Here is a 26,202-nt window from a genome sequence, read left to right as displayed (position 1 = left end):
CCCTAGCTGCGAAAGGGTTTCGCTGGAGCATTTAGCCGAAGCGGCCGGCGATGTAGTCTTCGGTTTCCTTCTGGTCCGGGTTCTCGAAGATCTTGGTGGTGTCGTTGAACTCCACCAGGTGGCCCGGTCGGCCGGTTGCCTCCAGGGAGAAGAACGCCGTCTTGTCAGACACACGCGCAGCCTGCTGCATGTTGTGGGTCACGATCACGATGGTGAAGTCTTCCTTCAGCTCGTGGATCAGATCCTCAACGGCCAGGGTGGAGATGGGGTCGAGGGCGGAGCACGGCTCGTCCATAAGCAGGACCTCCGGGCGGACCGCAATCGCGCGAGCGATGCACAGACGCTGCTGCTGACCACCGGAAAGGCCGCCACCCGGCTTGTCCAGGCGGTCCTTGACCTCGTCCCACAGGTTCGCGCCACGCAGGGACTGCTCGGCAACCTCGTCGAGCTTCTTCTTGTTCTTCTCACCAGACAGGGTCAGGCCGGCAACCACGTTGTCACGGATGGACATGGTGGGAAACGGGTTGGCCTTCTGGAACACCATGCCGATGGTGTTGCGCACGGACACTGGGTCGACGCCCTTGCCATAGATATTGTGGCCGTCCAAAAGAATCTCGCCCTTCACCGAAGCACCGGGGATGACCTCGTGCATGCGGTTGATGGTGCGCAGCACGGTGGACTTACCGCAGCCCGACGGGCCGATGAACGCGGTCACGGCCTGGGCCGGAATCTCCATGTTCACGTTCTGCACGGCGTGGAAGTCGCCGTAGTAAATGTTGACGTCTTTCAACGAAAGCTTGGACATCAGTATTTCTCCTGTAATTCGAAGGTGTTACGGCGGGTTACTTCTTCTTCACCGAGTACTTGGCTGCGATGAAGCGGGCGAGCAGGTTCAGTGCAACAACGATGATCACCAGGGTCAGCGCCGCACCCCACAGGCGTTCATTCGCCGGACCGGTGGCGCCGGTCTTCCACATGTCAAGCATGAACAGCGGCAGCGAGGACTGCGGCTGGTTGAACATGTGGGTCAGGTTCATCGCCGGGTTGGAACCCACAAGGATCAGCACCGGGGCGGACTCGCCCATGACGCGTGCAATTGCCAGCATGATGCCGGTGACAATGCCGGACAGCGCGGTTGGCAGGACAATGCGTGCGATGGTCTTCCACTTCGGCACGCCCAGCGCGTAGGAAGCCTCACGCAGATCCATCGGAACCACGCGCAGCATCTCCTCAGTGTTACGCACAACAACCGGGATCATGAGCAGGATCAGCGACAAGGACACGGCGAAGCCGGAACGCTGCTGGCCCAGGATGGTGATCCACAGCGCGTAGATGAACAGCGCCGCAACAATAGACGGCACGCCGGAGAGAATATCCACCATGAAGGTGGTCAACTTGCCCAGCCTGTTGCCGTTGGAGTACTCCACCAGGTAGATCGCGGTGAACACACCCACCGGGATGGAGAACACGGAAGCAACGAAGGTTTGCAGCAGCGTACCGGCAATTGCGTGGGCTGCGCCGCCGCCTTCCTTGGAAGCGCGGACACCGACCATGTCCTGGGTCCACCAGGCTGGGTCAACAACGACCTTCCAGCCGTTAATAAGCACGGTGAACAGCACCCACAGCAGCGGAATCAGCGCCAGGATCATGCAGAACCACATGACGCCACCCATGATGGAGTTCGTGGTCTTACGCCCGCTGGAGATGTGGGTGAACGGCGTTGCGTTGGCCGACGTGCTCGGCGCGCCTGCGCTGGGATTCTGGCTTGAGATAGCGGTAGACATTGTGTTTGCTCCTCCTGCCTACTTGCTCTTGTTCACAATCGCGCGAGCGATCGAGTTGACAATGAATGTGAGGATGAACAGCACCAAACCAGCGGCGATATAGGCGCCAGCACTGATCGGGTTGTTGAACTCCGCTGCGGCGTTTGCAATTGCGGTAGCAAAGGTAGTGCCGCCGTCAAAGAGCGAACCGCGGTAGTCGTTCGCAGGTGCGACCACCATGTACAGCGCCATGGTCTCACCCAGTGCACGGCCCAGGCCCAGCATGGCACCGGCGATGAAGCCGGACCAGCCGAACGGGATGACTGTCATACGGATCACTTCCCAGCGGGTAGCGCCCAGCGCCAGGGCGGACTCGATCTGGCCTGGAGGGGTCTGCACGAACACCTCGCGGGCGGTTGCCGCGATGATTGGCAGAATCATGATCGCCAGCACAATGCCACCGGTAAGCACGTTGCGGGCCGTGGAGAACGGCGGGGAGTTTTGGTAGGTGGCAAAGAGGAAGAAGTCGCCGCCCCAGCTGTTGATCCAGTCGTAAAACTTGCCCAGCTTCGGGCCAAGCACCTGCGCACCCCACAGACCGAACACGATCGAAGGAACAGCGGCAAGCATGTCCACCAGCGTGCCCAGCGGGCGCACCAGGGACTTCGGCGCATAGTTGGACAAGAACAGTGCAATACCAAGCGCGATCGGCATCGCAAGAATCAGCGCGATCAGCGAAATGGTCAGCGTGGAGAAGAACAGGTTCGGGATACCGAACTGCATGTTCTCCAAGTCGGAGGTGCTCCACGGTCCGCCGTAGGTGAAGAACCCAAGCACACCGCCTTCATTACGGGACAGTGGTGGAATTGCCTGGCGAAGCAGGAAGAGACCAACCGCTGCCACCAACACCGTGATCAGGGTTGCGGAGATCGTGGAGAGAAATTCAAACACTCGGTCACCGGGACGCTTCGCGCCAGCGCCACGGCCGGACGTTGTGATAGCAGATGCATTCGCGTCCTGCTGGTCATCGCCCTGCATAACGGGAGTTGCGGTGGAGCGCTGCACTACCGGATCAGTGTTTGGTGACAGGTCATTGTCAGCCATAATTCGCAGTTCCTTTAGTTGGATGAGAACAAAAGCCTATGGGGCGCGGTTGCCGCGCCGAGTAGAAACTTCCTGCATAGGTACGCCCCCCAATCGACGAATGTCGTGGGGGGCGCACTCGCCATCCGCGCTACTAGCGCGGTGAGCAGACGGTCAAAGACTGCACGCTTTGACTCGTCTTACTGGATTGCGTTGACAGCCTCACGCAGACGCTCAGCGTGAGCACCGGTGACCGGGATGAAGCCCTCAGCCTCCAGCTCATCGTCCTGGTGGTCCAGTGCCAGGTTCAGGAAGTCCTTGATCTGGTTGGAGGTTGCCTCGTCGTAGCCAGCGGAGCAGACGATCTCGTAGGTGGTCAGGATCAGCGGGTAGGAGTCAGCCGCATCGGAAGCGAAGAGCTTATCCGCGTCAACCACCATGTTGTGGCCTTCGGTCTTGAACTCCATGTTGGCCAGAGCGTTGCCAACGGTGTCCTTGTTCAGCTCAACCGGGCCGTGGCCGAAGTCGATGTTTGCCTTGTTGTCAGCGAAGCCAGCCTCAACGTAGGTGATTGCACCGTTGGTTGCGTTAACCTCCTGTGCCACACCGGTGGAGCCGTTAGCGCCGGTGCCAACTTCCTGCGGGAAGGCCTTGCCCTCGCCGGTCCACTTGCCATCAGAAGCGGCAGCCAGGAACTTCTGGAAGTTGTCGGAGGTGCCGGACTCGTCAGAGCGGAAGAACACCTGGATCGGCAGATCCGGCAGGGTTGCGTCCGGGTTGGACTCAGCCAGAGCCGGGTCGTTCCAGTTGGTGATGGTGCCCTGGAAGATGTCAACAATGTTGTCAATGGTCAGGTTCAGCTCATCAACACCGTCGATGTTGTAGGCAATTGCAACCGGGCCGATGACGAACGGCAGGTGCCACGCCTCGTTGCCACCGCAGCGTGCGGCAGCTTCCTCAACCTGCTCGTCCTTCAGCGGGGAGTCAGAGCCAGCGAACTTCACCTGGTTTGCAATGAAGTTCTTCTGGCCAGCACCGGAGCCGGACGGATTGTATGCCAGGTTGGCGCCCGGAACTTCCTTGGCGTAGATCTCGCCGAAGTAGTCCATTGCCTTCTGCTGGGAGGAAGCGCCCTCAGCAACCAGTGCACCGGTCTCGCCGGACAGTACGTAGTCGCCAGCAGCTGCGGTCTCAGAACCCTCAGCCTGGGTCTCGGCAGCCGAAGACTCAGCAGCGGTCTCGGTAGCAGCGGTGTCGGTGTCGTCGGAGCTGTTGCAAGCAACGAGGGAGACAGAGGAAACTGCAACGACGCCAGCGATTGCGGCGGTGCGCTTGATGTTGCGGATCACGGGATAACCTTTCAGGTCATTGGTAGCTCGTTCAAAGAGAATCGGCGCGGGCTGTACGCCTTCGGCACACAGCGCCTCCGATTACTCACAGCTGCTAAACGTAGAACCTCATGGTTAACCGAGGGTTGCGTGCCAAGTGAACAATCAGTGAACACGCGCTCCTCGCAAACATATCCGCAGCGTATCGGCCTATTTCTGGTACATCACATGTGATTCAGCAATTGTGAAACCAGCCTGAGAATATCGCTTCACAGCAGGCTCATTATCGGCCTCAACATAGAGGATGACCTGCGTAGATCCACCCTCCAAGAGGGACTCCAACCCCAACTGCAAAAGCGGTACCCCCAACCCCTCCCCCCGATGGGCTGAAGACAGGCCAATCACATACACCTCGCCGACGTTTCCGGGGTGGCGTTTCGTCCAATGAAAACCTGCCAGCTGCTCCCCCTGGTACAGCAGCCACACGCCTGCCGGATCAAACCAGTCGGTGTCCATTGCGCTGCGCAAACGCGCCAGATCCCAACCCCCCTGCTCGGGGTGCCAATCAAAAGCGTCATTGTTTACATCCAGCCACGCCTGCTCCACGTTCTCGCGCCCGAAACGCGCAACGGCCTGCGCGTACGTCAACGCTGCAAAGCCTTCCGGAAGCTCAACCGGGCCGCGGCTAACCTGATCGGCACCGATGGACATCACCAGCAGCTCGCGCACCGGCCGCAGGCCTAAAGACTCCGCTGTGGCTTGGGCCGCGGGCAGGTTGCCGTGGGCCCACAGTTTGGGGTGGTTGACGTTGGCGTCGATAAGCCTGAAAAGCTCCTTCGCCTTACCCTGCCTGCGGCAATCCGGGTGCACCACCAGCTCAACACTGCCGTCCGGGGCTGCAAGGGCCAAGCCGCCATCCACCGTAAAGCGTGCATAATCGCCATCCAAGCCGCGCAGGAACGCCTCCGACAACGGGGCCACACCATCATGGTTTTCCGCAGCTTGCACAAGCTCTAAGTAGTCAGTCATGGTGCCAGGCTACCCTTGAGTGCATGACTGAAAATGAGAACCAAAACGACAAGCTCAACGGCAGCGACGCCGTCAACCTCGCCGCCGAACAATCCAAAGCAACCGCGCACCGCAACATCCCGGGCCTCGGCTTCGAAGAGTTCCCGCTGGAAGACGACACCGCGAACCTGCGCCAGGGCCCCTCGCTTCACGACGGCCTGTTGGCCCTCCTCCCCCTCGTCGGCGTCTGGCACGGCAGCGGCCAAATCAACGAGCAGGGCGAGGAATACGCCTTTGGCCAGCAGCTGATCTTCTCCCACGACGGTGGCAACTACCTGCGCTTTGACTCCCGCATGTGGCGCCTGGATGAAAACGGGGAGTCAACCGGCCCGGAGCAGCGTGAACTCGGTTTTTGGCGCATCTCCGAAAAGGACGAAATTGAGGTTGTACTGGCCAACCCGCGCGGCCTGGTGGAGATCCTCTACGGCAGCATGCGCAATGAGCGCGCGTGGCAGCTGGAATCTGCATCCACCATCGCCACCGAAACCGGCCCGGCCCACCACGGCCCGGGGCGCCGCCTCTACGGCCTGATGCCCAACAACAACCTCGGCTGGGTGGACGAGCGCGTGGTGGACGGCGAGCTGGTGCCGTACATGTCGGCAGAGCTCAAGCGCATCGCCGGCTAGCGCTAGCGTGCTGCGGCGGAGATCAGCGCTTTGATCTCCGCTTCATTTTCGGGGGTGGCAAGCTTCGTGCCATCAATGTGGGTCACGCGTGCGCAGATGCGTGTCGACGACACGAGCCACACCGACTCCGCCTTCAACAGCTCGTTGAGGTAGATGTCTTTGGCTTTGCACTTGAAGCCTTCCTTTTCAGCGAGCGCGAAAAGCGCCGCCTGCGTCGTGCCGGCCATGACCCCCGGCCCTGGCGCCGGGGTGCGCATGCGTCCGCCTTTCTTCAGCATGATGACGGTACTTGTGGCACCTTCCAGCACACGGCCGGTCTCGCGCTCCACGTAAATCACGTCATCAGCGCCCTGCTCGCGCGCCCAGCGCAGCGCCGCCATGTTCGCGGCGTAGTTCAGCGTTTTCGCCTCCCCCACCATCCACGGCACTTCCGGATCCGCCACAAACCCGCGCGGGGTGGTCACTACCTTCACGCCGTTGTCGCGCTGTTTGCGCACATCAGGGTCGATATCGCGCACGGTCAGCCAGGCGGTTGCCACCCCTGTGGTCTCCCGGCCGCGGCTAAGCGTCCAAGTGCATTTGGCTTCCTTGACTTCCTTCGGGTTGCCGCCGCGCTCCCGAACGTAATCCGCCACCGCCTCTTCGGTGGCTTTCAGCCAGTGCTCCTTATCCGGCACCGGAAGCTCCAGCGCTTCCGCCGATCGCGCGAACCGCTCCAGGTGACGCTCCACGTTTCTCGGTTTGCCGTTCCGGATCAGGATGGTTTCAAACACACCGTCTCCGCGCGTGACGGCTGCGTCGTCCCAAAACACGTGCGGCGTGTTGGGATTTTGTCTGCGGATGGATCCGCCGTAGGGCTCTACCAGGTAGATGACGGGTTCTGGCGCTAGGAGTGACATATCTACCCATTATGCCCTTATGATCGGGGCCGTGACTCGAATGTTCTCTATTGATCTTCCTGGTGCCGTTGCTGATCCGGAGACGCACGTTGCGCTCCACTTCGGGGATCCTTTAGCTGAACAGCGTGCGTTGGCTGACACGCCGACGCTGATTGACCGCTCGTATCACGACGTCATCGCCGTTTCCGGTCCTGATGCCGCGTCGTTTTTGAACAACCTTCTCTCCCAGAAGCTCGACGATGTTGCCGCCGGTTTCGGCGCCTTTGCGCTTGATTTGAACGCCCAGGGCCACATCCTGCACCACGTTGGCGTGATGTTTGACGGCTCAACGTTCTACCTGGACATGTTGCCGCAGCAAAAGGCGTCGTTCCTTGAGTTTTTGCAACGCATGGTCTTTTGGTCCGACGTCACCATCGAGGAAACCGACCTCGTGCTGGTCTCCACCTTCGGCCGGCCGCTCGACGGCGCCGTTGCCACCCGCACCCGCCGTTTCGGGAGCTTTTTGCTTCACGACGCCCTGTTGTCCCCCACCACCGTCACCCCCACCCTGGACGCGTGGCAGGCCGACGGCGGTCGCGTTGCCGGTTTGATGGCGTACACCGCGGCCCGCGTTCGCGCGGTCGAGCCGGAGCTGGGTGTGGATCTTGATGAGCGCTCCATCCCCCACGAAGCGCCCCCCCTCATCGGGCGTGGCGATCACCTCGGCGCCGTCCACCTGCACAAAGGCTGCTACCGGGGTCAGGAAACCGTGGCGCGTGTGGAAAACCTCGGCCGTTCACCACGCCTATTGGTGATGCTGCAGCTTGACGGCTCCGCACCTGAGCTGCCCGCCCCTGGTGCCGAGATCACGCTTGGCGGCCGCAAGGTTGGCCAGTTGGGCACCGTGGTCCAAGACGCCGACTACGGCCCCATCGCGCTGGCGCTGGTGAAACGCTCTGCACTTACAGACCCCACCGCATCCCTGGACATCAACGGCGTGGCGGCCAACGTTGACCCAGACTCCCTGCCCGCCGAAGAAGGTGAGCGCGCAGGACGTGCCGCCATTGACAAACTCCGCGGCGGCGTGAATCCGCGCAGGTAGATGGGCGGAGGGGAATTTTTTGGTGGCACCCGCTATTATGTCTGGCAGGACAAATACGATTAGATAAATAGCACCTCAAGGGGGTCACGCCATGGGCCGCGGACGCGCCAAAGCAAAGCAGACCAAGGTAGCTCGCCAGCTCAAGTACAACTCTCCGGAAATGGACCTCGATTCCCTGCAACGTGAGCTTGCAGCGCAGGTCCCAGGAGGCTGGGCCGAGGACGACGATGAGGTGGACGACCAGTACGGCGACTACGCCGACTATGCCGACTACGGCAACTGGGACGATGAGGATGAGGATGAGGACAACCGCGGCCAGCGCCGCGTTGCTCGCTAACTCCCCCACCTTCTCACTGCAGCTCGCTGCCGCAGCCTAACAGCCGCAGCCTAACCGCTGCCTAACCGCAGCCAGCTGCACCTGTTTGCAACGAAAAGAGCGCAACCCCGAGCCAATACGCGGGGTGCGCTCTTTTCGCGTGCCGTTTTTCGGCGCAGCTAGTACTGCGGGTGCTCGCCGGTGAGCAGGGCGCGGGGTTCGTCGTCGTTGGTGGCGGCGCGGACCTCGCCAAGCACCCAGCTATCAATGTGGCGTGCGGCCAAAATGGCTAGTGCACGGTCGCGGTCGCTAGGCGACACAACGGCAACCATGCCCACACCCATGTTGAAAGTCTTCTCCATCTCCGCATCCGGCACCTGGCCGACAGAGCGGATGGTGCGGAAGATCTGGCCCGGGGTCCAGGTGGCGCGGCGCATCTCTGCAACCAGGCCTTCTGGGATGATGCGCTCCATGTTGCCCACCAGGCCACCGCCGGTGACGTGGCAGAAGGTGCGCACCTCGCACTCGGCGGCCAGCTCAAGGCAGTCGAGGGCGTAGATGCGGGTGGGTTCAAGCAGTTCCTCACCGAGCGTGCGGCCAAGTTCCTCGATGTGGCCGTCAAGCGGCAGCCCGGCGCGCTCCAGAAGCACGTGGCGGGCAAGGGAGTAGCCGTTGGAGTGTAGTCCGGAGGATGCCATGCCGATGATGATGTCGCCTTCGCGCACCAGGTGGGGGCCGAGCAGCTCATCGGCCTCGACGACGCCAACGGCGGTTGCGGAGACGTCGTAGTCATCCGGGTTCATTACGCCGGGGTGCTCTGCGGTCTCGCCACCGAGAAGGGCGCAGCCTGCCTGGACGCAGCCCTCTGCAATGCCGCCGACGATCTCAGCGACTTTCTCCGGCACAACCTTGCCAATCGCAATGTAGTCCTGCAGGAAAAGCGGCTCAGCACCGCAGACGACCAGGTCATCCACGCACATGGCTACCAGGTCAATGCCAATGGTGTCGTGCTTGTCCATCGCCTGGGCAACGGCCAGCTTCGTGCCCACACCATCAGAGCCTGCGGCCAGCAACGGCTCCTTGTACTTGCCCAAGGCAAACAGACCGGCAAAGCCGCCGAGTCCGCCGCGGACCTCCGGGCGGGTGGCGCGCTTGGCGTGCGGCGCGAACAGTTCAACGGCCTTGTCGCCGGCTTCGATGGATACGCCTGCGGCCTCGTAGGAAATCTCGGGGTTACTCATTTACGCTTCGGCGCCTTTCTTCATGCGGCGGACAAGGTCCGCGTTCGGGTTGCCCTCCGGCAAACCTAGTGGGTAATGGCCGGTGAAACACGCGGCACAAAGGTTCTCGGCATCCTGGTGGGACGCCGCAACAATATCGTCAATCGGCACAAACGCCAGGGAGTCTGCACCAATCATGGTGCGGATAGATTCCGCGATCTCCTCATCCGAGCCACCGCGGCCATGGTTTGCAATTAGCTCACCGGGGCTGGCGAAGTCAATACCGTAGAAGCACGGCCACTTCACCGGCGGCGAGGCGATACGCACGTGCACCTCCGCAGCGCCTGCCTCACGCAGCATGCGGATCAGCTTGCGCTGCGTGTTGCCGCGCACAATGGAGTCATCCACCACGATCAGCTTCTTGCCTTCAATGACCTGGCGTACCGGGTTGAGCTTCAGGCGCAGGCCCAGCTGACGCAGGGTGTCGGAAGGCTGGATGAAGGTGCGGCCCACGTAGGCGTTCTTCATCAACCCCTGCTTGAACGGGATGCCAGATTCTTCGGCGTAGCCAATCGCGGCCGGGGTGCCGGATTCCGGCACCGGCATCACCAGATCACCCTCGACGGGGTTGACGCGCGCCAGCCTGCGGCCGATTTCAATGCGGGAGTTGTTGACCGTCTGGCCCTCAATCACCGAATCCGGACGAGCAACGTAGACGTACTCAAACACGCAGTGCGCGCGCGTGGTCTCGGCGTAGCGCTTGGAATGCACACCCGTCTCATCAATCCAGATCAACTCGCCTGGCTCGATCTCACGGACAAAGGCGGCGCCCACAATGTCCAAAGCACACGTCTCAGAGGCAACCACCCAGCCTTCTTCAAGACGCCCCAACGAAAGCGGCCGCACACCATGCGGATCCCGTGCGGCGTAGAGCGTGTGCCCGTCCGTAATCATGAAGCAGAAGGCGCCGTGGATGCGTGGGAGGAGTTGCTCGCATGCGTCGAGAAGCGTGTGCTCCTCACGAATCAGATCCGCCAACAACGCAGAGACCACCGCAGTGTCAGAGGAAGAGCCCTGGCCCTGCACGCCATCGGCGGGCACCAGCTTCTTCTCAATGGCTTCCGCCTGCAACTCCGCGTAGTTGACCAAATTGCCGTTGTGCGCCAACGCCACGTCAGTGCCGTTTGGCGACGTCCGGAACATCGGCTGCACGTTATCCCAACTATTCCCACCCGCGGTGGAATAGCGGGTGTGGCCAATCGCCACATCACCCTGCAGCGCGCCCAGGACGGTTTCATCGAAAACTTGGCTGACCAAGCCGGTGTCCTTAAACACCACGATGTTTTCCTTATCGCCAACAGCAATGCCGGCGCCTTCCTGACCACGGTGCTGCAGTGCAAACAACCCGAAATACGTCAGTTTAGATACGTCTTCTTTCGGCGCCCATACCCCAAAGACGCCGCACTCTTCCCTGGCTTCACCTTGCACGACCCCTATGGTATCCGACTAGCGCCGAACTGCCGAAAGTGAAACGACCGGAAGCCCCCTCGCAACCTCACCCGCACGCGCGCCGGAGGAGGTGACGTGGGGGGAGGATAACGCGGCGTCGAAAAGCAAAAGCCCTGTTGCAAGCCGCAACCAGGTCTCCGGATCCATCTCCACAACATTCGGCGGCGTACCGCGCGTGTGCCGAGGACCCTCGACGCACTGCACGGCCACAAACGGCGGAATGCGCAGCTCAACCGCATGCCCCGGCAACTCCTGCGCAAGCGTGCGAGCCGTCGTACGACACGCCGCCGCAAGCTGCGCACGCGTCGGCTTTACCCCCTCCCCCTCAAGCCACGCAGCCACCGCCGCAACAGCCTGCGTCATTTCCGCCGGATCAACCTGTTTGCTCGCCATAACTGCATAGTGCCATGCCAGCACAACACGCGACGATGGCTATTGTGTTGCTATGTCTGGAAGCAAGTCCGAAGCACCCGTACCCACCGAAAAATCGCCCTCCATCACCCTGCGATTTATGGCCGCACCGACCGACGTGCTGCACGCCGGCGCCCAAGGCGTCAACGGCGGACGCGTCCTGGAGTGGATTGATAAGGCCGCCTACGCGTGCGCCGCACAGTGGTCATCCACCTACTGCGTAACCGCCTACGTTGGACACATCCACTTCACCCGCCCGATCCCTTCGGGCCACATTGTGGAGGTCCGCTCACGCGTGGCCATGACCGGGCGCTCTTCCATGCACATTGTTAACGAGGTGCTGTCGGCGGACCCTCGCCAGGGAATCTTCACGCGCGCATGCGACTGCCTGGTCATCTTCGTGGCTAAGGACACCGAGACCGGCAAGCCCACCCCGGTTCCTACATTTGTGCCGTCTACCGATGAGGAGCGCCGCGTAGAGCAAGCCGCGCTGAGCCGCATTGACCTGCGCAAGGCCATCGAGGCAGAGATGGGCGAGCAAACCTACACGGACGATTCCACCGCACCGCGGGTTGTGCACCGCTTCCTGGCAAAGCCAACAGATGTGAACTGGGGCGGCAACGTGCACGGCGGCACCGCCATGGAGTGGATCGATGAAGCCGGCATGGCATGCACCATGGAGTGGTCGGGTGAGCGCACCGTCGCCGTGTATGCGGGCGGCATTCGCTTCTACCATCCGATTCACATTGGGGATTTGATTGAGGTTGAGGCACGCCTGACGCGTACGGATAATCGCTCGCTGCACACCTCAATCCACGTGCGTTCCGGCGACCCGCGTGGCGGGCGCGAGAACCTTAAAGATGCCATCCATGCGACCGTAACCTACCTGGCTACGGACATTGACGGCACCCCGCTGCCTGCCCGCCAGTTCACTCCGGTGACGGCGGAAGACAGGCGTTTGTGGGAGCACACGCAGGCTCTGAAGGATCTGCGCGGCCAGTACGAGCCGGTGCCTTTGGTGGAGATGCCAAAGGCTACCCAGCGCGTGGACTAGCCTGCGGGTTTAGACTGCAGCGTTCGGTGCCACACTGTGGCCGAAGTGCTGCGGCAGCGTCGCGGCCCAAGCCTGCGCCAGCTCGTCCACGGCGATTTCCTGGTCGCCGAAGGAGAGCTTGCCGCTTGCCGACGTCTCACCAACCACCACAGCCGGCACCCCAACAGCGGCGGCGCGCTCAAGCGCTGCGTCAACGCGGTCGCGGGACACGGCGATGAGCACGCGGGACGCGGACTCAGAGAACAGCGCGGTGAACGCGTCCTCATGCACGGCTTCCAGGTTGAGGTCTGCGCCCAAGCCGGAGGCGAGCAGCAGCTCGAAGACCGCCTGGGACAGGCCACCCTCGGACAGGTCGTGGGCTGCGGAAACACCTTCAACGCCGCCGAAGAATTCCGCCAGGCGGGCCTCATTAGCAAGGTCAACCTGCGGCGGCAGGCCTGCCAGGCCCTGGCCGGAGATGTCCTGCCAGACAGAGCCGCCGAACTCTTCAAAGGTCTCGCCCAGAAGAACCAGCACGTGCTCTTCCGCACCGGCTGGCAGGGCGTGCGGGATGGAGTTTTCCACGTCCTCGATCACGCCGAGCACGCCAACTACTGGGGTGGGCAGAATCGGGGTGTCGCCCGTCTGATTGTAGAAGGACACGTTGCCGCCGGAGACAGGTACGGAGAGTTCACGTGCGCCGTCGGCAAGACCATGCACTGCCTCAGCGAACTGCCACATCACGTCCGGGTTCTCCGGGGAGCCGAAGTTCAGGCAGTTGGTCACGGCAACCGGGGTTGCGCCGGTGACAGCAACGTTGCGGTACGCCTCCGCCAGCGCCAGGCGCGCGCCCATGTTCGGATCCAGGTAGGTGTAGCGGCCGGAAGCGTCAGCGGAGATAGCCACGCCGCGGCCGGACTCCTCGTTGATACGCAGCACACCAGCGTTGGCGTGCTTCGCCTGCACGGTGTTGCCGCGCACGTAGCGGTCATACTGCTGCGTGATGAAGTCACGCGAGCACAGCGCAGGCGATGCAACCATCTGCTTCCAAGTGCCCACCAGGTCATCGGACTTGGTTACCTCGGTCTTAGCCTGGACACCATCCAGCCACTCGGGGCGTGCGTACGGACGCTCATAGACCGGGCCCGCATCAATCGTCGACGGCGGCGCGTCCATCACCAGCTCACCCTGGTGGTAGACAGCCAGGCGGTCGGTCTCATCCGTCACCTCACCGATGACAGCTGCGCCAACCTCCCACTTCGCACAGATCTCCATGAAGCGGTCCACGTTCTCCGGCGCCACGACAGCACACATGCGTTCCTGGGACTCGGAGGCGAGGATCTCTGCCGCGGTCATGTTCTCTGCGCGCAACGGCACTGCGTCCAGGTCCACGCGCATGCCGCCGTCACCGGCAGCCGCAAGCTCGGAGGTAGCGCACGACAGGCCGCCGCCACCCAGGTCCTGGATGCCCACGACAACGCCAGCCTGGTAGAGCTCCAGGCAGCACTCAATGAGCACCTTCTCTGCAAACGGGTCGCCCACCTGGACGGCCGGCAGCTTGCGCTCCTCGCCCTCCTCAAACGTGGCGGAGCCAAGCACTGACACGCCGCCAATGCCGTCAAGGCCGGTGCGGGAGCCGAACAGGATCACCTTGTTGCCAGTGCCGGAAGCAAATGCCAGGTGGAGGTCCTCCACCTTCAACGTGCCCACGCACAGTGCGTTGACCAGCGGGTTGCCGGCGTAGGCCGGGTCAAACACGGTCTCGCCACCAATGTTGGGCAGGCCCAGGCAGTTGCCGTAGCCGCCGATGCCGTGCACCACGCCCGGCAGCACACGCTTCGTGTCATCTGCGTCAATCGCGCCGAAGCGCAGCTGATCCATCACGGCAATCGGGCGCGCACCCATCGCCATAATGTCGCGCACAATGCCACCGATGCCGGTTGCGGCACCCTGATACGGCTCCACAAAGGAGGGGTGGTTGTGGCTTTCCACGCGGAAGGTCACCGCGTCACCGCCACCGATGTCCACCACACCAGCGTTTTCACCAATGCCGGCAAGGATCTTGGAGGCCATTTCCTCCGTCATGGTCTCGCCGAAGTAACGCAGGTGCACCTTGGAGGACTTATACGAGCAGTGCTCGGACCACATCACAGAGTAGACGGTCAGCTCCGCGTCCGTCGGCCTACGTCCCAGGATCTCCTTGATCTTCTGGTACTCATCATCCTTCAACCCCAGCTCAGCGTACGGCTGCTCAATTTCCGGGGTTGCCTTTGCATTATCGACGGTATCGTTCACCACAGTCACAGCGTCTTACGCTCCAATCTTCGAAATCGCGTCGATGGCGGAATGGAACAGGCCCAGCCCGTCAGTGGAGGGGCCGGTCAAGGCTTCGATGGCGTGCTCCGGGTGCGGCATGAGGCCGACGACGCGGCCGGTCTCATTGGTCACGCCCGCGATCGCGTTGATCGAGCCGTTGAAGTTATCGGTGTAGCGGAAGACCACGCGGCCTTCCTTCTCCAGCGCCTCAATGGTTTCCGGCTGCGCCTGGAAGCGGCCCTCACCATGCTTTGCAGGAACGAGGATCTTGTCCCCCTGCTCAAACTTGCTGGTCCAAGCGGTATCCGCGTTCGCTACCTCAAGGTAGGTGTCAACGCAGTGGAAGTTCAGGCCCTGGTTGCGGGTCAACGCGCCCGGCAGCAGGCCAGCCTCGGTGAGGATCTGGAAACCGTTGCAAATACCCAGCACCGGCATGCCGCGCTTCGCAGCGTCGATCACGGCCTGCATCATCGGCGCCTGCGCAGCAATCGCGCCGGTGCGCAGGTAGTCACCGTAGGAGAAGCCGCCGGGGACGACCACCGCGTCGATGCCGTCGAGGGAATCATCCGCGTGCCACAACTGCTTCGGCGTAGCGCCGGCAAGGCGGACGGCACGCAGCGCATCGACGTCATCCAGCGTGCCTGGAAAAGTAATGACTCCGATAGTTGCGCTCATCGCACAACCTCGAAGTCCTCGATCACAGTGTTAGTCAGCAGGGTTTCAGCCATGTGGCGAAGCTGTTCATCGGTTACGGAATCATCTACCTCGATTTCGAACCGCTTGCCCTGGCGGACGTCAGCGACGCCCTCCACCCCGATACGGCCCAGTGCGCGCAGCACTGCTTGGCCCTGCGGGTCCAGAATTTCAGTCTTGGGCATGACATTGACGACGACTCGTGCCATGAGAATCCTTCGTGTTGAGGGAGGTTGGACGCCTTAAACGCCTTTCTTACAAGGACGCGCACCAGTATATCCGACGAGGCCACACGCCTTCGAACGTACGTTGACCAGCGCAAAAACCCTGCTACGCAAAATGAACGTGGCGCCAAAGTGAACAACCCCTGAATTCTTGGAAAAGCCTGTCATCTCACCAAGCGGAAACTGAGTGCCGCCGCTAGTTTGATCTTGCTATTGCACACCATTTGTTCAGTTTCCCGAAGAGGTCTCCATGTCTTTTCCACGCAGAAGCCTGAGCGCAGCATTCGCGATTGCGCTGGCAGCAGGTACCGTATCCGTCGTCACGCCAACTGCTCTTGCAGCTCCAGACGGCTCCAACGTTGTCATCAATGAGGTCTACGGCGGCGGCGGCAACTCCGGCTCGAAGTACAGCCACGACTTTGTTGAGCTGTACAACCCGACCGACCAGGACATCGATCTGACCGGTTGGAAGCTGGACCAGCAGTCCGCCAAAGGCAACAGGGGCGCACAAGTCTCCTTGAAGGGCATTGTCCCCGCCGGTGGCTTTTTCCTTATTCAGGGACAGGGCACTCCGGATAAGGGTGCAGGCCTGCCTACACCTGACCAGGTTGCAGAGTTCAACTTCGGCGCCAAGGGTGCAATTGCCGTCCTAACCAGCCCGAGCGGCGAAGTTGACCGAGTCGGTTGGGGCGGTGCGAGCAAGCCAGAGGGCACCTCTGCCGCAAGCACGAGCAACTCCGAGTCCGTCCAGCGCGCGCAGGTAGGCGTGGACACAGACAACAACGCGGCGGACTTCATCGTGGCTGAGCCGACCCCGCAGAACTCAGGCAATGAAGCAGCTCCGCAGCCCGAAAACCCGCAGCCCGAAAACCCGGAGAACCCGGGCACTCCGCAGCCGCAACCCGGCGAGATCACCCCGATCGCAGAGATCCAGGGCACCGGCGCCGCTTCCCCGCTGGAGGGGCAGACGGTGACAACGGAGGGCGTCGTCACGGCTGTGTATGACGAGGGCGGCAAGAACGGCTTCTTCCTCCAAACCGCAGGTAGCGGCGGTGCTGCGAAGAATCCGGGCGATGCGTCTGACGGCATTTTCGTCTATGTGGGTGGTGGTCAGAGTTTTCCGGAGCGTGGGGCGTCGATACGCGTTACCGGCAAGGTCAGCGAGTACTACAAGCAGACCCAGCTCACGCTCTCCGCGATTGAAAAGCTCAGCGAGGCGCTTGAGGCGCCGAAGGCAACCGCGATCGACACCCTGCCGGCCGGCGACGATGCCCGCGAGCCGTACGAGGGCATGCTGGTCCGCCCGACCGGCGCCTACACGGTGACCAACAACTACACCCTCAATTCCACCGGTGACCTGGGCCTTGCGCCGGGTGAGCGCGCCCACCGCACCCCGACGGATGTGGTTGCGCCGGGTGCACCCGCAACCACCTTGCAGCAGCAGCAGGATTTGGAGCTTGTCACGCTTGACGACGGCCGAACCCGCGACTACTTCCGCACCGACAAGAACACCCCCCTGCCGTACATCTTGACGTCTGACAACGGCATCAAATCCATCCGCACGGGCGACCAGGTGCAGTTCCAAACTGACGTTGTTGTGGATTACTCCTTTGACAAGTGGCGATTCCAGCCGCTGCAGCCGATCACCGGCAAGAATGCGGCAGAGGAGCTGCCGATCACGTGGGAGGATTCCCGCAAGTCCTCCTACGACATGCCGGACACTGTTGAGGGCGACTACTCCATCGGCTTCTTCAACGTGCTGAACTACTTCAGCAGCCTGGGTGAAGACGAGAAGGGCTGCAAGGCCTACAACGACATTTACGGCACTCCGATCGCGACGAACCGTTGCAAGGTCCGCGGCGCGTTCTCCCAGAAGGCGTTCCAGGATCAGCAGGCGAAAATTGTTTCCGCAATTAACAAGCTGGACACTGACGTGCTTGGCCTCTCTGAGATCGAAAACACCTACAGCGTGACCGGCAATAAGTCGAAGCGCGACGAGGCGCTGCAGAACCTTGTGGACGCGCTGAATGAGAAGCAGCCGAACAAGTGGGATCTGGTGAAGTCCCCGCAGAAGCTCGGCACCGATGAGGACGTGATCCGCGTCGCGTTCATCTACCAGCCGGCGAAGGTGGAGCCGGTTGGTGAGTCGATCATTTTCGACGACTCCGCGTTCACCCGCACCGCCCGCCAGCCGCTCGCCCAGGAGTTCAACACCCTCGGCAACGATGAGGACGACAACTTCGTGGCCGTGGTCAACCACTTCAAATCCAAGGGCTCCGTTGCCAAGGGCGACGAAGACACCGGTGATGGCCAGGGCAACAACGCACGCCTGCGCGCACAGCAGTCCGAGGCGCTGCTTCGCAAGCTCAACGAGCAGTCCCAGTGGGCTACGCTTCCGACGTTCCTGGTTGGCGACTTCAACGCATACTCCAAGGAAGACGCCATCGGTGTCTTCGAACAGGGCGGCTTCAGCATCGTGGAGTCCGAGCGCGACTTCGACCAGGCGTCCTACCAATTCAGCGGCCAGCTGGGTTCCCTTGACCACATCCTTGCTAACGAGGCAGCGCAGAAGCTGATCAAGGACTCTGCGGTGTGGAACATTAACGGCGATGAGTCGAACTCGTTCGAGTACTCCCGCCGCCTCTACAACGTCCAGGACTTCTTCGGCGACGGCGACGACCCACTGTACGGCTACGGCAACCCATTCCGCTCCTCCGACCATGACCCGGTGAAGGTCGGCTTCGGCGAGGCAGCTCCTTCGTCCGAGTCCGACGCCGACAAGCACGATCCCCAGGTCCAGGAAATCACGGTTGCACAGGGCGATTCGCTTACCGACGCCCCAACCGCCATCACCAACACCGACCAACTTCCCGAGGGAACGACCTTCAAGTGGACCACGCCGGTGGACACCAACACCGCTGGCGACAACCAGACTGGCGTGATCACGGTGACCTACCCAGACGGCAGCTCTGAGACCGTTGATGTTGTGGTGAACGTCAAGCCGAAGGCGCGCTACATCGTGAAGGCCGAGATTCAGGACGGCAACCTCGTAGTCACCTACGACAACGGCGAGACCGAGAACCTTGGCAACGTCACCGGCGAGCAGGGCCCGAAGGGCGACCAGGGTGACAAGGGCAATAAGGGCGACCAGGGCGACAAGGGCGATAAGGGCGACACCGGCGCCGCAGGCCAAGACGGCGCTAATGGCAAAGACGGCGTAGACGGTCAAGATGGCAAGGACGGCGTAGACGGTCAAGATGGCAAGGACGGCGTAGACGGTCAAGATGGCAAGAATGGCGTTGACGGCCAGGACGGGAAAGACGGCACCAACGGCAAAGACGGTGTCGACGGCAAGGACGGCGAGCAGGGCCCGAAGGGCGAGAAGGGCGAGAAGGGTGACACCGGCGCCGCAGGCCAGAACGGCGTAGACGGCAAGGACGGCCGCGGCGTCACATCCTTCGAGATCAACGACGAGGGCGACTTGGTCGTCTCCTACACCGACGGCACCTCCGAAAATCTGGGCAAGGTTACCCAGGACGCCAAGGACGGCGAGGACGGCGAACCTGGCCAGCCGGGCCAGCCGGGCCAGCCAGGTAAGGACGGCGCCAACGGCCAGGATGGTGAAGACGGCGCCAACGGTGCTGACGGTCAAGACGGCGCTGATGGCAAGGACGGCAAGGACGGCCGCGGCGTAACCAACGCAGAAGTCAACGAAAACGGTGAGCTGATCCTGACCTACACCGACGGCACGATCCAAAACCTGGGCAAGGTCAAAGGCGCCGACGGTAAGGACGGCCTCACCCCGACGACGCCGAGCGAAGATAGCAATAAGCGCTGCTTGCCGGCTGCGCTTGGTGTATCCCTGCCGCTGTTGGCTTTGATCCCGCTAGGACTGGCGGCCGCCATGGATATCCCGGCGCTGGCACCGGTTAAGGAGCAGATCAGCAGCACGATCGATCCGCTTCCGATCAGCAAGCAAGACCTACAGATCGCTGGCGGTGTGGCGGTAACAGCGGCTGCGGTTGCGGCAATCGCTACGATCGCTGCGGCTTGCTCCACTGACGGCGGGTCCTCCAAGTAATCCCTCCCGGTAATTACATTTGTCGTCTAGCGCTCCATGTGACTGCTAGACGACATTTTTTGTCTGCTAAGAGCAGGGCCAGCCTGGAGCAGCTCGCGGCAGTCCGAAACACCTGAACCCGGCAATTGCCGGCCAGCTGTGGCAGATATCACCGGTTTGGCAACGTGTTGCCGCAGCCCAAAAAGGTGCACCTATCCGTCAGGCCGCGAACACACCCCATCCCGCACACCGCCTCAAGTGCCCGCAAAACTACCCTTCAATTGAAACCCGTTTTCAGTAGTGGTTTAATCGCTCGCATGCACAAAACGAAAATGATTCCCGGTTTGGCGGTTGTGGCGGCGGTGGCGTTGGTTGGGGCGTCGGTAAGCAGCTGCTCCTCTGAAAGCCAAAGTGATAACGCGGCAGACATCATTGCCACCACCAATGTCTGGGCCGATGTCGCGGCTGCGGTGACGGGTAGCGAGGTTGCGGCCATTATCAGCGACGCCTCCATCGACCCCCACCACTTCGAGCCCGCAGCGAAGGACCTCGCGCGCGTCAAGGCTGCGAACCTTGTGGTTGCCAACGGCGGCCACTACGACCAGGCGATCTACCGCGTAGCCGAGCAAGATCGCGTGATCTTCGCGGTGCCGCCGCACGCGCACGACGAGCACGACAATGATCATGAGCACGATCACGGTCACGATCATGATCACGAAGGCCACGACCACGAGGGCCACGACCACGAGCACGGCTGGATCGATACCATCCCTGAGTCCATGGACGAGCTGGAGCACGTGTGGTTCGCCACCAGCAAAGTCAAGGACGTGGCAACGCAGGTAGCTGACCGTACCGGCGGCTCCGCGGAAGACGTGGTCGCGCGCATGGACGCGATTCAGCAGCGTCTGGATTCCTTCAAGCACGTCCACCTGGCCATGACCGAGCCGATTGCCGCGCCGCTGATCTGGGGTACTGAGCTGCACGACATCACCCCGGAGTCCTACCTTTTGGCAACGCTGAATGAGGTAGAGCCGTCTGCTTCCGCCGTCGCGGAGACGCTTGCGCTGATTGAGAGTGGCTTTCTCGACTTCCTCGTGGTGAATCCGCAGAGCACCAACAGCGCTACGGATCGCCTGGCGCAGGCTGCGAAGGACAACAACCTGCCGATTGTTGAGATACGCGAGACCCCGCCGGAGGGCATGAACTTCCTGGACTACTTTGAACAGGTAGTTCATGAGATTGAGTCGATCGTGAATGCGGCTGAGCCTCGCCCGGACACGGAGCTTCCGCGCTTTAACAATTAGGCTGCTTTTCCGTGATCCTTCGATTCACTGACGCTGCCGTCGACCCGTTGTGGCACGGCCTGGATTTTGAGCTCGACCGCGGTGAGTTCCTCGCGGTGCTCGGGCCTAATGGCGTGGGCAAATCCACGCTGTTGGGCACGATTTTGGGCACGCGCAAGCTCACGCACGGCTCGGTTGAAACCAATGGCCGGGTGGGGTTGATTCCGCAGCAGCGGATGTTTCCTCGCGATTTGCCTATGCGTGGGCGTGATTTGGTTTCGCTTGCGGTGAATCACCGCGGCCGTGCTGAGCGCGCGCGGGTTGATGCGCTGCTTGACCGCGTCGGCGCCGCCTCGTTCGCGGATCAGCGCGTGGGCACCCTTTCGGGCGGCCAGCAGCAGCTGATCCGTCAGGCACAGGCGTTTGCGCAGGATCCGGAGCTTTTGCTTGCCGACGAACCCCTGCTCTCCCTCGACCCCTCCAAACAGCGGGAAGCCGTAGACAGGTTTGTCGCATCGGGCGCTGCCGTGGTGTGCGTGACCCACTCGATTAACCCGGTGTTGGGCGTAGTGGATCGCGTCTTATATCTCGGGCCTGAGGGGCATGTGATTGGTGAGGTTGGCGAGGTCATGCGCTCCTCCGTGCTTAGCGAGCTCTACGGCACCCACGTCGACGTTGCCGAAGTCGGCGGAAAGCTGGTGGTCCTGTGACCACGCTAGAGCTACTGCAACTGGATTTTGTCCAGGCGACATTGGTTGCGTGTGCGCTGCTGGGGTTGCTCTCTGGGGTAATGGCGCCGCTCATTGTGCTTCGCCAGATGTCGTTTTCGGTGCATGCCACCAGTGAGCTGGCGCTGATGGGTGCCTCTGCCGCACTGCTGGTTGGCATCAACGTGGGGGCGGGTGCGATTGTGGGGGCAATCGTTGCGGCCCTCGTCCTGGCAGCGCTGGGTTTGAAGGGCCAGCAAGACTCAGCCGTGGGTGTGGTCATGAGTTTCGGCATGGGCTTATCTGTGCTGTTTATTCATCTCTACCCCGGCAACGCCAACCGGGCACTTGCCCTGCTTACGGGCCAGATCGTCGGTGTCACGGGACAGGACTTGTGGCTGCTGGCGGCAACCACGGCGCTGGTCATCATCGCTGTAGCCGCACTGTGGCGGCCTTTGTTGTTCGCATCCGCCGACCCGGAGATGGCCGCTGCTTCCGGCGTGCGCGTGCGCACCATGGCGCTGATGTTCGCGGTGCTGGTGGGTATCGCTTCCGCGCAGTCGGTGCAGATTGTCGGTGCGCTGCTGGTTATGTCGCTGCTGATCACACCCGGCGCGGCCGCCGCCCAAGTCACCGCCAACCCGGTGCGTGCGGTGTGGCTGTCCATCCTGTTTGCGGAGGCTGCTGCGGTTGGCGGCATGGTCCTTTCGCTCGCCCCGGGCGTGCCGGTGAGTGTATTCGTGGCGTTCATCTCGTTCGGCATTTACTTGGTGTGCCGGGTTATTGCGCGAATGAAGGACTCGCGAATCAGAGCGCGCTAAAGGTACGCGCGGTAGTCCGCAGGCACGCTACCTGCGCTCACTGCCGCGCGAGCGGCAGCCACGAAGTCGCGGCAGACTTTCTTCTCCCCTAGCTCACGACCCGAAACCGAAAGCCTGATCGTGTTGCCGCGCTCCGCGCCGCGCACGGCGGCTTTCATGATGTTGCGTCGCCACCACTTCGCCGCGCCAAAGCCTTCGCCTAGGGACAGGTTGCGGCACTGCGTGAACTCGCCGGTGCGCAGCTGGTGGATCCCGGCGGTAGAAGCCGCCAAGCCGAAGCCGAAATCCGGCAGCACGGCCAGAGTGCCCTCAGACATCTGCCAGCGCGGGGGCGCAAACATGTCAAAGGCAAAACCCAGGGATTCCATTTGCCGCGTTGCCCCTTTGAGACGCAACCGCGCCTCATGCTCCGGCAACGTGGCAAACTCCGCGCGCCTACCCTGCACCGCCTGATCGAACCCGTTGAGCAGCACCGCGCGGGTGCCCATTTGCTCTTTGAGCCAGGTGCGGGTGGTGGTGTCTTTGGCGAGGTGCCATTTTGCGTCGATATGCGGGGCAACCAGCAGGGAGACGGGGATGTCCGCATGGTCGAGATTGTCAACGAGGGTGCGGACGCCGTCGAGTGTTTCGCTAAAAATCGAAGAGACAGAAACAAGCAGACGGCCAGACATAGGCACTAGTCTCGCACAGGTTTCACACTTGCGCTCGCTATCTCAGCTAGCCAGATCACTCGCATCCACCGCACCCGCGGTCACCAGCATCCATGCGTACTCAAACGCGGTCTGCTTCCACTTTGCGTAGCGCCCGGACACACCACCGTGGCCGGCGGACATCTCCGTTTTCAGCAGGAACGGCCCGCCGCGGCCGACTTCGCGCAGTTTCGCTACCCACTTGGCGGGCTCGACGTACAGCACGCGGGTGTCATTCAGACTGGTCACCGCAAGAATCGGCGGGTACTGAACATCCCGGATGTTCTCATAGGGAGCGTACGTCGCCATGTAGTCGTACACCTCAGGGTCGTGGTACGGGTCGCCCCACTCTTCCCACTCCCCAACCGTCAGCGGCAGCTCGGGCTTCAGAATGGACGTCAGCGGGTCCACGAACGGCACGATCGCCTGGATGCCTGCGAATTTCTCCGGGGCCAGGTTGGCCACCGCACCCATGAGCAGGCCGCCTGCGGAACCGCCCTCAGCAACCATCTGCTCGTGCGTGGTTAAGCCCAGCTCAACCATCTTGTCCGCACACGCAATGAAGTCTGTGAACGTGTTGGTCTTGTGCAGCATTTTGCCGTTGTCGTACCACTGACGGCCCATTTCGCCGCCGCCGCGCACGTGCGCGCACGCCCAGATCATGCCGCGGTCCAACAGACTCAGTCGCGCGATGGAGAACCCGGGGTCCATGGAGGCTTCGTAGGAGCCATACCCGTACAGCAACAGCGGTGCGGCATCAGAGCTTGCGGCTTTACGACGCACCACCGACACCGGCACCTGCGCCCCATCCGGAGCCTGCGCCCACACGCGAAACGCCTCATAGTCATCCGCGTTGTAGCCGCCCTCAACCTCCTGCTCTTTGAGCAGGGTGAACTTACCGGTGGCCACCTCGTAGTCCAGAAGCTGCGAAGGCTGGGTGTACGAGGTGTAGATCACGCGCACCACGGGTGCGTCCCACTCCGGGTTGCCGGACAGCCCCACGGTGTAGAGCTCCTCACTGAACTCCAGCTCCTTGAACTCGCCGAAGCTCTCCCCCAGCGGCGCCACGGCCAGGCGTGAGATGCCGCCGCGGCGGTACTCCATAAACGCGAAATCGCGGTAGGTGTCCACGCCTTCGATGCGGATGGTGTCGCGGTGTGGGGTGATCACGTGGGCGTCGACAAGCTTGGGAAGCTCCCCTGTAGGAACCAGGGCCACGCAGAAATTCGGGCCGTGCGCGTTGTGGGTGACCACCCAGTGCTCCTGGCCAGCGATTTCGGCGAAATTCACGCTGTACTCAACACCGGACTCGCGCGGCCACAACACCTGCGGGGTGCTAGTCGGATCTGCAATCGGCACCGCACGGTACTCCGTGGTCAACGAGGACGACGCCGCGATAAACAGGTAGCGCTCCGCACGATCCGCACCCACGCCAACGGCAAAGCGTTCATCGTCTTCCTGGTAGACCAGCACGTCATCTTCGGTACTGCCCACATGGTGGCGCCACACCTGGTACGGACGCCACGCGTCATCCATGCGGATGTAGAACAGGTAGTCCTCGCCCGCCCAGGTCGCGCCGTAAAAGACGTTCTCCAGCTGGTCTTCTAAAAGCTCGCCCGTGTCAAGGTTTTTGATGCGCAGCGTGAAACGCTCATCACCCTCCGTGTCCACGGAGTAGGCCAAAAACCTGCCGCTGGTAGACACCGAGGACGCGCCAAGCGCGAAAAACTCGTGGCCTTCCGCAAGCTCGTTGCTGTCCAGCAGCACCTGCTCGCCTGGCATGTCATCGGTGACCTCGGGCGGGGTCCACGGATCACCCTCAACCGGCACCCGGCAGGAAATGCCGTAGCTTTTGCCCTCCACCGTGCGGCCGTAGTACCACCAGTCTCCTTGACGACGCGGCACGGACATATCCGTTTCCTTCACCCGCGACTTGATCTCCTCGTAGACCTTCTCAGTCAGCGGAGCCAAGTTCGCGGTCATCGCCTCCGTGTAGGCGTTTTCCGCCTCCAGATGCGCGATGACTTCCGGGTTTTCCTTCTCACGCAGCCACTCGTAGTTATCTACAAACTCGCGGCCGTGGAAGGTGCGCGTGTACGGCTGCTTCGCAGCATGTGGTGGTTGGAGCCGTGCCTGGGAATCAGCCATTTACGCCCCCGGCCAATCCGCGAAACGCTTCCCGCTGAGGCGCTCATAGGCCTCAATGTAGCGATCCCGGGTTGCCTCAACCACAGAACCCGGCAGCTCCGGCGGCTGCACACCACTAGCCGGGTCCCAGTCCGCCTTCGGGCCGGTCAGCCAGTTGCGCACATACTGCTTGTCAAAGCTCGGCTGCACCTTACCCACTTCGTAGGAATCAGCGGGCCAGTAGCGCGAGGAATCCGGGGTCAGCACCTCATCGGCCAAGACAATCGTGCCGTCCGCGTCTAGGCCGAACTCCAGCTTGGTGTCCGCCAGGATGATGCCGTGCTCCGCCGCGTGCTCGGCGGCGGTGGTGTAGACCTGCAGCGTCAGATCACGAAGCTTCTCTGCAAGCTCCGCTCCCAGCTTGTTGGCCATGTACTCGAAGGTAACGTTCTCGTCGTGGTCACCCTGCTCCGCCTTGGTTGCGGGGGTGAAAATCGGCTCCGGCAGCTTTGAGGCCTCAACCAAACCCTCCGGCAGGGCAACGCCGCACACCTTGCCGCGGGCGTCGTATTCCTTTTTGCCGGAGCCGGTGAGAAAGCCGCGGGCCACGCACTCGAAGGGCACCATGTCCAGCTTCTTCACCACCATCGCGCGCCCCAGAACACTCTCCGGGATGCGGGGGTCCTCCACGCCACCAACCAGGTGGTTCGGCACGCCTTCAAGCAGGTCAAAGAAGAACATCGACGTGGCTGTAAGGATGCGTCCCTTGTCCGGGATCGCTGGCTCCAGCGAAAAGTCAAAGGCTGAAATGCGGTCAGACGCCACCATCAGTAGCGTTTGGTCATCTACTTCATAGATCTCGCGTACTTTACCGCCAGAAATATGCTTGTAATCAGAAAGATCTGCGGGCATGCGTCACAGTGTATGCCCTTGGGCAGGTTTTCA

At 62.0% G+C, this 26,202-nt stretch carries 23 protein-coding genes; 8 read left to right on the top strand and 15 right to left on the bottom strand.

Going from position 1 to position 26,202, the window contains the following annotated elements; all coding sequences use genetic code 11:
* Positions 1–31 precede the first annotated feature (31 nt).
* From pstB to mshD, 5 genes are all read right to left on the bottom strand, one after another.
* Positions 32–805, bottom strand: a complete 774-nt coding sequence (gene pstB / locus AK829_RS11960; RefSeq protein ID WP_052206230.1) for a phosphate ABC transporter ATP-binding protein PstB — start codon at positions 803–805, stop codon at positions 32–34.
* A 37-nt stretch (positions 806–842) separates the two neighbouring features.
* Positions 843–1,784 carry a phosphate ABC transporter permease PstA gene (pstA, locus tag AK829_RS11955; RefSeq protein ID WP_052206228.1) on the bottom strand — a complete coding sequence of 314 codons (942 nt, stop codon included), beginning with the start codon at positions 1,782–1,784 and terminating at the stop codon, positions 843–845.
* Positions 1,785–1,802: 18 nt separating this feature from the next.
* Positions 1,803–2,867 carry a phosphate ABC transporter permease subunit PstC gene (gene pstC, locus AK829_RS11950; RefSeq protein ID WP_052206226.1) on the bottom strand — a complete coding sequence of 355 codons (1,065 nt, stop codon included), beginning with the start codon at positions 2,865–2,867 and terminating at the stop codon, positions 1,803–1,805.
* A 179-nt stretch (positions 2,868–3,046) separates the two neighbouring features.
* Positions 3,047–4,195 carry a phosphate ABC transporter substrate-binding protein PstS gene (pstS, locus tag AK829_RS11945; RefSeq protein WP_052206224.1) on the bottom strand — a complete coding sequence of 383 codons (1,149 nt, stop codon included), beginning with the start codon at positions 4,193–4,195 and terminating at the stop codon, positions 3,047–3,049.
* 189 nt (positions 4,196–4,384) lie between these two features.
* Positions 4,385–5,203, bottom strand: coding sequence for a mycothiol synthase (mshD, locus tag AK829_RS11940; protein ID WP_052206222.1), 819 nt, complete (start codon positions 5,201–5,203; stop codon positions 4,385–4,387).
* A gap of 23 nt (positions 5,204–5,226) precedes the next feature.
* Here mshD and AK829_RS11935 point away from each other — a divergent pair, with 23 nt between their 5' ends.
* Entirely contained in the window at positions 5,227–5,868 is a 642-nt protein-coding gene (locus tag AK829_RS11935) for an FABP family protein (RefSeq protein ID WP_052206220.1), read from the top strand.
* 2 nt (positions 5,869–5,870) lie between these two features.
* On the opposite strand, the gene AK829_RS11930 is transcribed toward AK829_RS11935, so the two are convergent.
* Positions 5,871–6,767 (bottom strand): aminodeoxychorismate lyase, encoded by an 897-nt coding sequence (locus tag AK829_RS11930; protein WP_052206218.1) that lies wholly within the window; start codon positions 6,765–6,767, stop codon positions 5,871–5,873.
* 40 nt (positions 6,768–6,807) lie between these two features.
* Between AK829_RS11930 and ygfZ the strand changes: the two genes are divergently transcribed.
* Both ygfZ and AK829_RS11920 read left to right on the top strand, forming a co-directional pair.
* Positions 6,808–7,848, top strand: coding sequence for a CAF17-like 4Fe-4S cluster assembly/insertion protein YgfZ (gene ygfZ, locus AK829_RS11925; RefSeq protein ID WP_052206545.1), 1,041 nt, complete (start codon positions 6,808–6,810; stop codon positions 7,846–7,848).
* A 91-nt stretch (positions 7,849–7,939) separates the two neighbouring features.
* A complete protein-coding gene (locus AK829_RS11920) occupies positions 7,940–8,185 on the top strand; it encodes a DUF3073 domain-containing protein (protein ID WP_052206216.1) in 246 nt (81 codons plus the stop codon).
* A 158-nt stretch (positions 8,186–8,343) separates the two neighbouring features.
* Here AK829_RS11920 and purM read toward each other — a convergent pair whose 3' ends face one another.
* Genes purM through AK829_RS11905 form a run of 3 tightly spaced genes read right to left on the bottom strand, consistent with a single transcriptional unit; the run spans position 8,344 to position 11,286 of the window.
* Positions 8,344–9,405: a phosphoribosylformylglycinamidine cyclo-ligase gene (purM, locus tag AK829_RS11915; protein ID WP_052206214.1), complete on the bottom strand. Its 1,062-nt coding sequence runs from the start codon at positions 9,403–9,405 to the stop codon at positions 8,344–8,346.
* Positions 9,406–10,872, bottom strand: coding sequence for an amidophosphoribosyltransferase (gene purF / locus AK829_RS11910; RefSeq protein ID WP_232305746.1), 1,467 nt, complete (start codon positions 10,870–10,872; stop codon positions 9,406–9,408).
* An 18-nt stretch (positions 10,873–10,890) separates the two neighbouring features.
* On the bottom strand, positions 10,891–11,286 hold the full coding sequence (locus AK829_RS11905) for a sterol carrier family protein (protein ID WP_052206210.1): 396 nt from the start codon (positions 11,284–11,286) through the stop codon (positions 10,891–10,893).
* Positions 11,287–11,404: 118 nt separating this feature from the next.
* Here AK829_RS11905 and AK829_RS11900 point away from each other — a divergent pair, with 118 nt between their 5' ends.
* Complete coding sequence (locus AK829_RS11900; RefSeq protein WP_408606264.1) at positions 11,405–12,358, top strand: acyl-CoA thioesterase; 954 nt, start codon at positions 11,405–11,407, stop codon at positions 12,356–12,358.
* Positions 12,359–12,367: 9 nt separating this feature from the next.
* Here the strand turns inward: AK829_RS11900 and purL are convergent, their stop codons facing one another.
* The 3 genes from purL to purS are packed head-to-tail and all read right to left on the bottom strand — an operon-like array spanning position 12,368 to position 15,555.
* Positions 12,368–14,641 carry a phosphoribosylformylglycinamidine synthase subunit PurL gene (gene purL / locus AK829_RS11895; RefSeq protein WP_052206207.1) on the bottom strand — a complete coding sequence of 758 codons (2,274 nt, stop codon included), beginning with the start codon at positions 14,639–14,641 and terminating at the stop codon, positions 12,368–12,370.
* Between the two features lie 6 nt (positions 14,642–14,647).
* Positions 14,648–15,328 carry a phosphoribosylformylglycinamidine synthase subunit PurQ gene (gene purQ, locus AK829_RS11890; RefSeq protein ID WP_052206206.1) on the bottom strand — a complete coding sequence of 227 codons (681 nt, stop codon included), beginning with the start codon at positions 15,326–15,328 and terminating at the stop codon, positions 14,648–14,650.
* A complete protein-coding gene (gene purS / locus AK829_RS11885) occupies positions 15,325–15,555 on the bottom strand; it encodes a phosphoribosylformylglycinamidine synthase subunit PurS (protein ID WP_052206204.1) in 231 nt (76 codons plus the stop codon). The genes purQ and purS overlap by 4 nt, the downstream gene beginning before the upstream one ends.
* A 265-nt stretch (positions 15,556–15,820) precedes the next feature.
* Between purS and AK829_RS11880 the strand changes: the two genes are divergently transcribed.
* The 4 genes from AK829_RS11880 to AK829_RS11865 all read left to right on the top strand — a co-directional run bounded on the left by AK829_RS11880 (position 15,821) and on the right by AK829_RS11865 (position 22,441).
* Complete coding sequence (locus AK829_RS11880) at positions 15,821–19,651, top strand: ExeM/NucH family extracellular endonuclease (RefSeq protein ID WP_052206201.1); 3,831 nt, start codon at positions 15,821–15,823, stop codon at positions 19,649–19,651.
* Between the two features lie 296 nt (positions 19,652–19,947).
* Positions 19,948–20,934, top strand: a complete 987-nt coding sequence (locus AK829_RS11875; RefSeq protein ID WP_083439866.1) for a metal ABC transporter solute-binding protein, Zn/Mn family — start codon at positions 19,948–19,950, stop codon at positions 20,932–20,934.
* Positions 20,935–20,945: 11 nt separating this feature from the next.
* Positions 20,946–21,623 carry a metal ABC transporter ATP-binding protein gene (locus tag AK829_RS11870; protein ID WP_052206198.1) on the top strand — a complete coding sequence of 226 codons (678 nt, stop codon included), beginning with the start codon at positions 20,946–20,948 and terminating at the stop codon, positions 21,621–21,623.
* Positions 21,620–22,441 carry a metal ABC transporter permease gene (locus AK829_RS11865; protein ID WP_052206196.1) on the top strand — a complete coding sequence of 274 codons (822 nt, stop codon included), beginning with the start codon at positions 21,620–21,622 and terminating at the stop codon, positions 22,439–22,441. The genes AK829_RS11870 and AK829_RS11865 overlap by 4 nt, the downstream gene beginning before the upstream one ends.
* Here the strand turns inward: AK829_RS11865 and AK829_RS11860 are convergent.
* The 3 genes from AK829_RS11860 to AK829_RS11850 are packed head-to-tail and all read right to left on the bottom strand — an operon-like array spanning position 22,438 to position 26,169.
* Positions 22,438–23,112, bottom strand: coding sequence for a DUF2334 domain-containing protein (locus tag AK829_RS11860; RefSeq protein WP_052206194.1), 675 nt, complete (start codon positions 23,110–23,112; stop codon positions 22,438–22,440). The two genes, AK829_RS11865 and AK829_RS11860, sit on opposite strands and share 4 nt — an antisense overlap.
* A 42-nt stretch (positions 23,113–23,154) precedes the next feature.
* Complete coding sequence (locus AK829_RS11855; RefSeq protein ID WP_052206192.1) at positions 23,155–25,278, bottom strand: S9 family peptidase; 2,124 nt, start codon at positions 25,276–25,278, stop codon at positions 23,155–23,157.
* Positions 25,279–26,169, bottom strand: coding sequence for a phosphoribosylaminoimidazolesuccinocarboxamide synthase (locus AK829_RS11850; RefSeq protein WP_052206188.1), 891 nt, complete (start codon positions 26,167–26,169; stop codon positions 25,279–25,281).
* Positions 26,170–26,202 lie beyond the last annotated feature (33 nt).

It is taken from the genome of Corynebacterium riegelii (genome assembly GCF_001263755.1).
GTDB classification, from domain to species: Bacteria; Actinomycetota; Actinomycetes; order Mycobacteriales; family Mycobacteriaceae; genus Corynebacterium; species Corynebacterium riegelii.
Note: the sequence above shows the minus strand (reverse complement) of the source record. Positions and strands in the feature narration are given on the sequence as shown.

What these genes read in the sequence shown, in the direction of transcription:
- pstC (WP_052206226.1), bottom strand. Translation starts at nt 2,867, where the DNA reads ATGGCTGACAATGACCTGTCACCAAACACTGATCCGGTAGTGCAGCGC.
- purQ (WP_052206206.1), bottom strand. Translation starts at nt 15,328, where the DNA reads ATGAGCGCAACTATCGGAGTCATTACTTTTCCAGGCACGCTGGATGAC.
- AK829_RS11905 (WP_052206210.1), bottom strand. Translation starts at nt 11,286, where the DNA reads ATGGCGAGCAAACAGGTTGATCCGGCGGAAATGACGCAGGCTGTTGCG.
- AK829_RS11920 (WP_052206216.1), top strand. Translation starts at nt 7,940, where the DNA reads ATGGGCCGCGGACGCGCCAAAGCAAAGCAGACCAAGGTAGCTCGCCAG.
- AK829_RS11860 (WP_052206194.1), bottom strand. Translation starts at nt 23,112, where the DNA reads ATGTCTGGCCGTCTGCTTGTTTCTGTCTCTTCGATTTTTAGCGAAACA.
- ygfZ (WP_052206545.1), top strand. Translation starts at nt 6,808, where the DNA reads ATGTTCTCTATTGATCTTCCTGGTGCCGTTGCTGATCCGGAGACGCAC.
- pstA (WP_052206228.1), bottom strand. Translation starts at nt 1,784, where the DNA reads ATGTCTACCGCTATCTCAAGCCAGAATCCCAGCGCAGGCGCGCCGAGC.
- AK829_RS11930 (WP_052206218.1), bottom strand. Translation starts at nt 6,767, where the DNA reads ATGTCACTCCTAGCGCCAGAACCCGTCATCTACCTGGTAGAGCCCTAC.
- AK829_RS11850 (WP_052206188.1), bottom strand. Translation starts at nt 26,169, where the DNA reads ATGCCCGCAGATCTTTCTGATTACAAGCATATTTCTGGCGGTAAAGTA.
- purS (WP_052206204.1), bottom strand. Translation starts at nt 15,555, where the DNA reads ATGGCACGAGTCGTCGTCAATGTCATGCCCAAGACTGAAATTCTGGAC.
- AK829_RS11875 (WP_083439866.1), top strand. Translation starts at nt 19,948, where the DNA reads ATGCACAAAACGAAAATGATTCCCGGTTTGGCGGTTGTGGCGGCGGTG.
- mshD (WP_052206222.1), bottom strand. Translation starts at nt 5,203, where the DNA reads ATGACTGACTACTTAGAGCTTGTGCAAGCTGCGGAAAACCATGATGGT.
- AK829_RS11935 (WP_052206220.1), top strand. Translation starts at nt 5,227, where the DNA reads ATGACTGAAAATGAGAACCAAAACGACAAGCTCAACGGCAGCGACGCC.
- AK829_RS11900 (WP_408606264.1), top strand. Translation starts at nt 11,405, where the DNA reads ATGGCCGCACCGACCGACGTGCTGCACGCCGGCGCCCAAGGCGTCAAC.
- AK829_RS11855 (WP_052206192.1), bottom strand. Translation starts at nt 25,278, where the DNA reads ATGGCTGATTCCCAGGCACGGCTCCAACCACCACATGCTGCGAAGCAG.
- pstB (WP_052206230.1), bottom strand. Translation starts at nt 805, where the DNA reads ATGTCCAAGCTTTCGTTGAAAGACGTCAACATTTACTACGGCGACTTC.
- purM (WP_052206214.1), bottom strand. Translation starts at nt 9,405, where the DNA reads ATGAGTAACCCCGAGATTTCCTACGAGGCCGCAGGCGTATCCATCGAA.
- AK829_RS11880 (WP_052206201.1), top strand. Translation starts at nt 15,821, where the DNA reads ATGTCTTTTCCACGCAGAAGCCTGAGCGCAGCATTCGCGATTGCGCTG.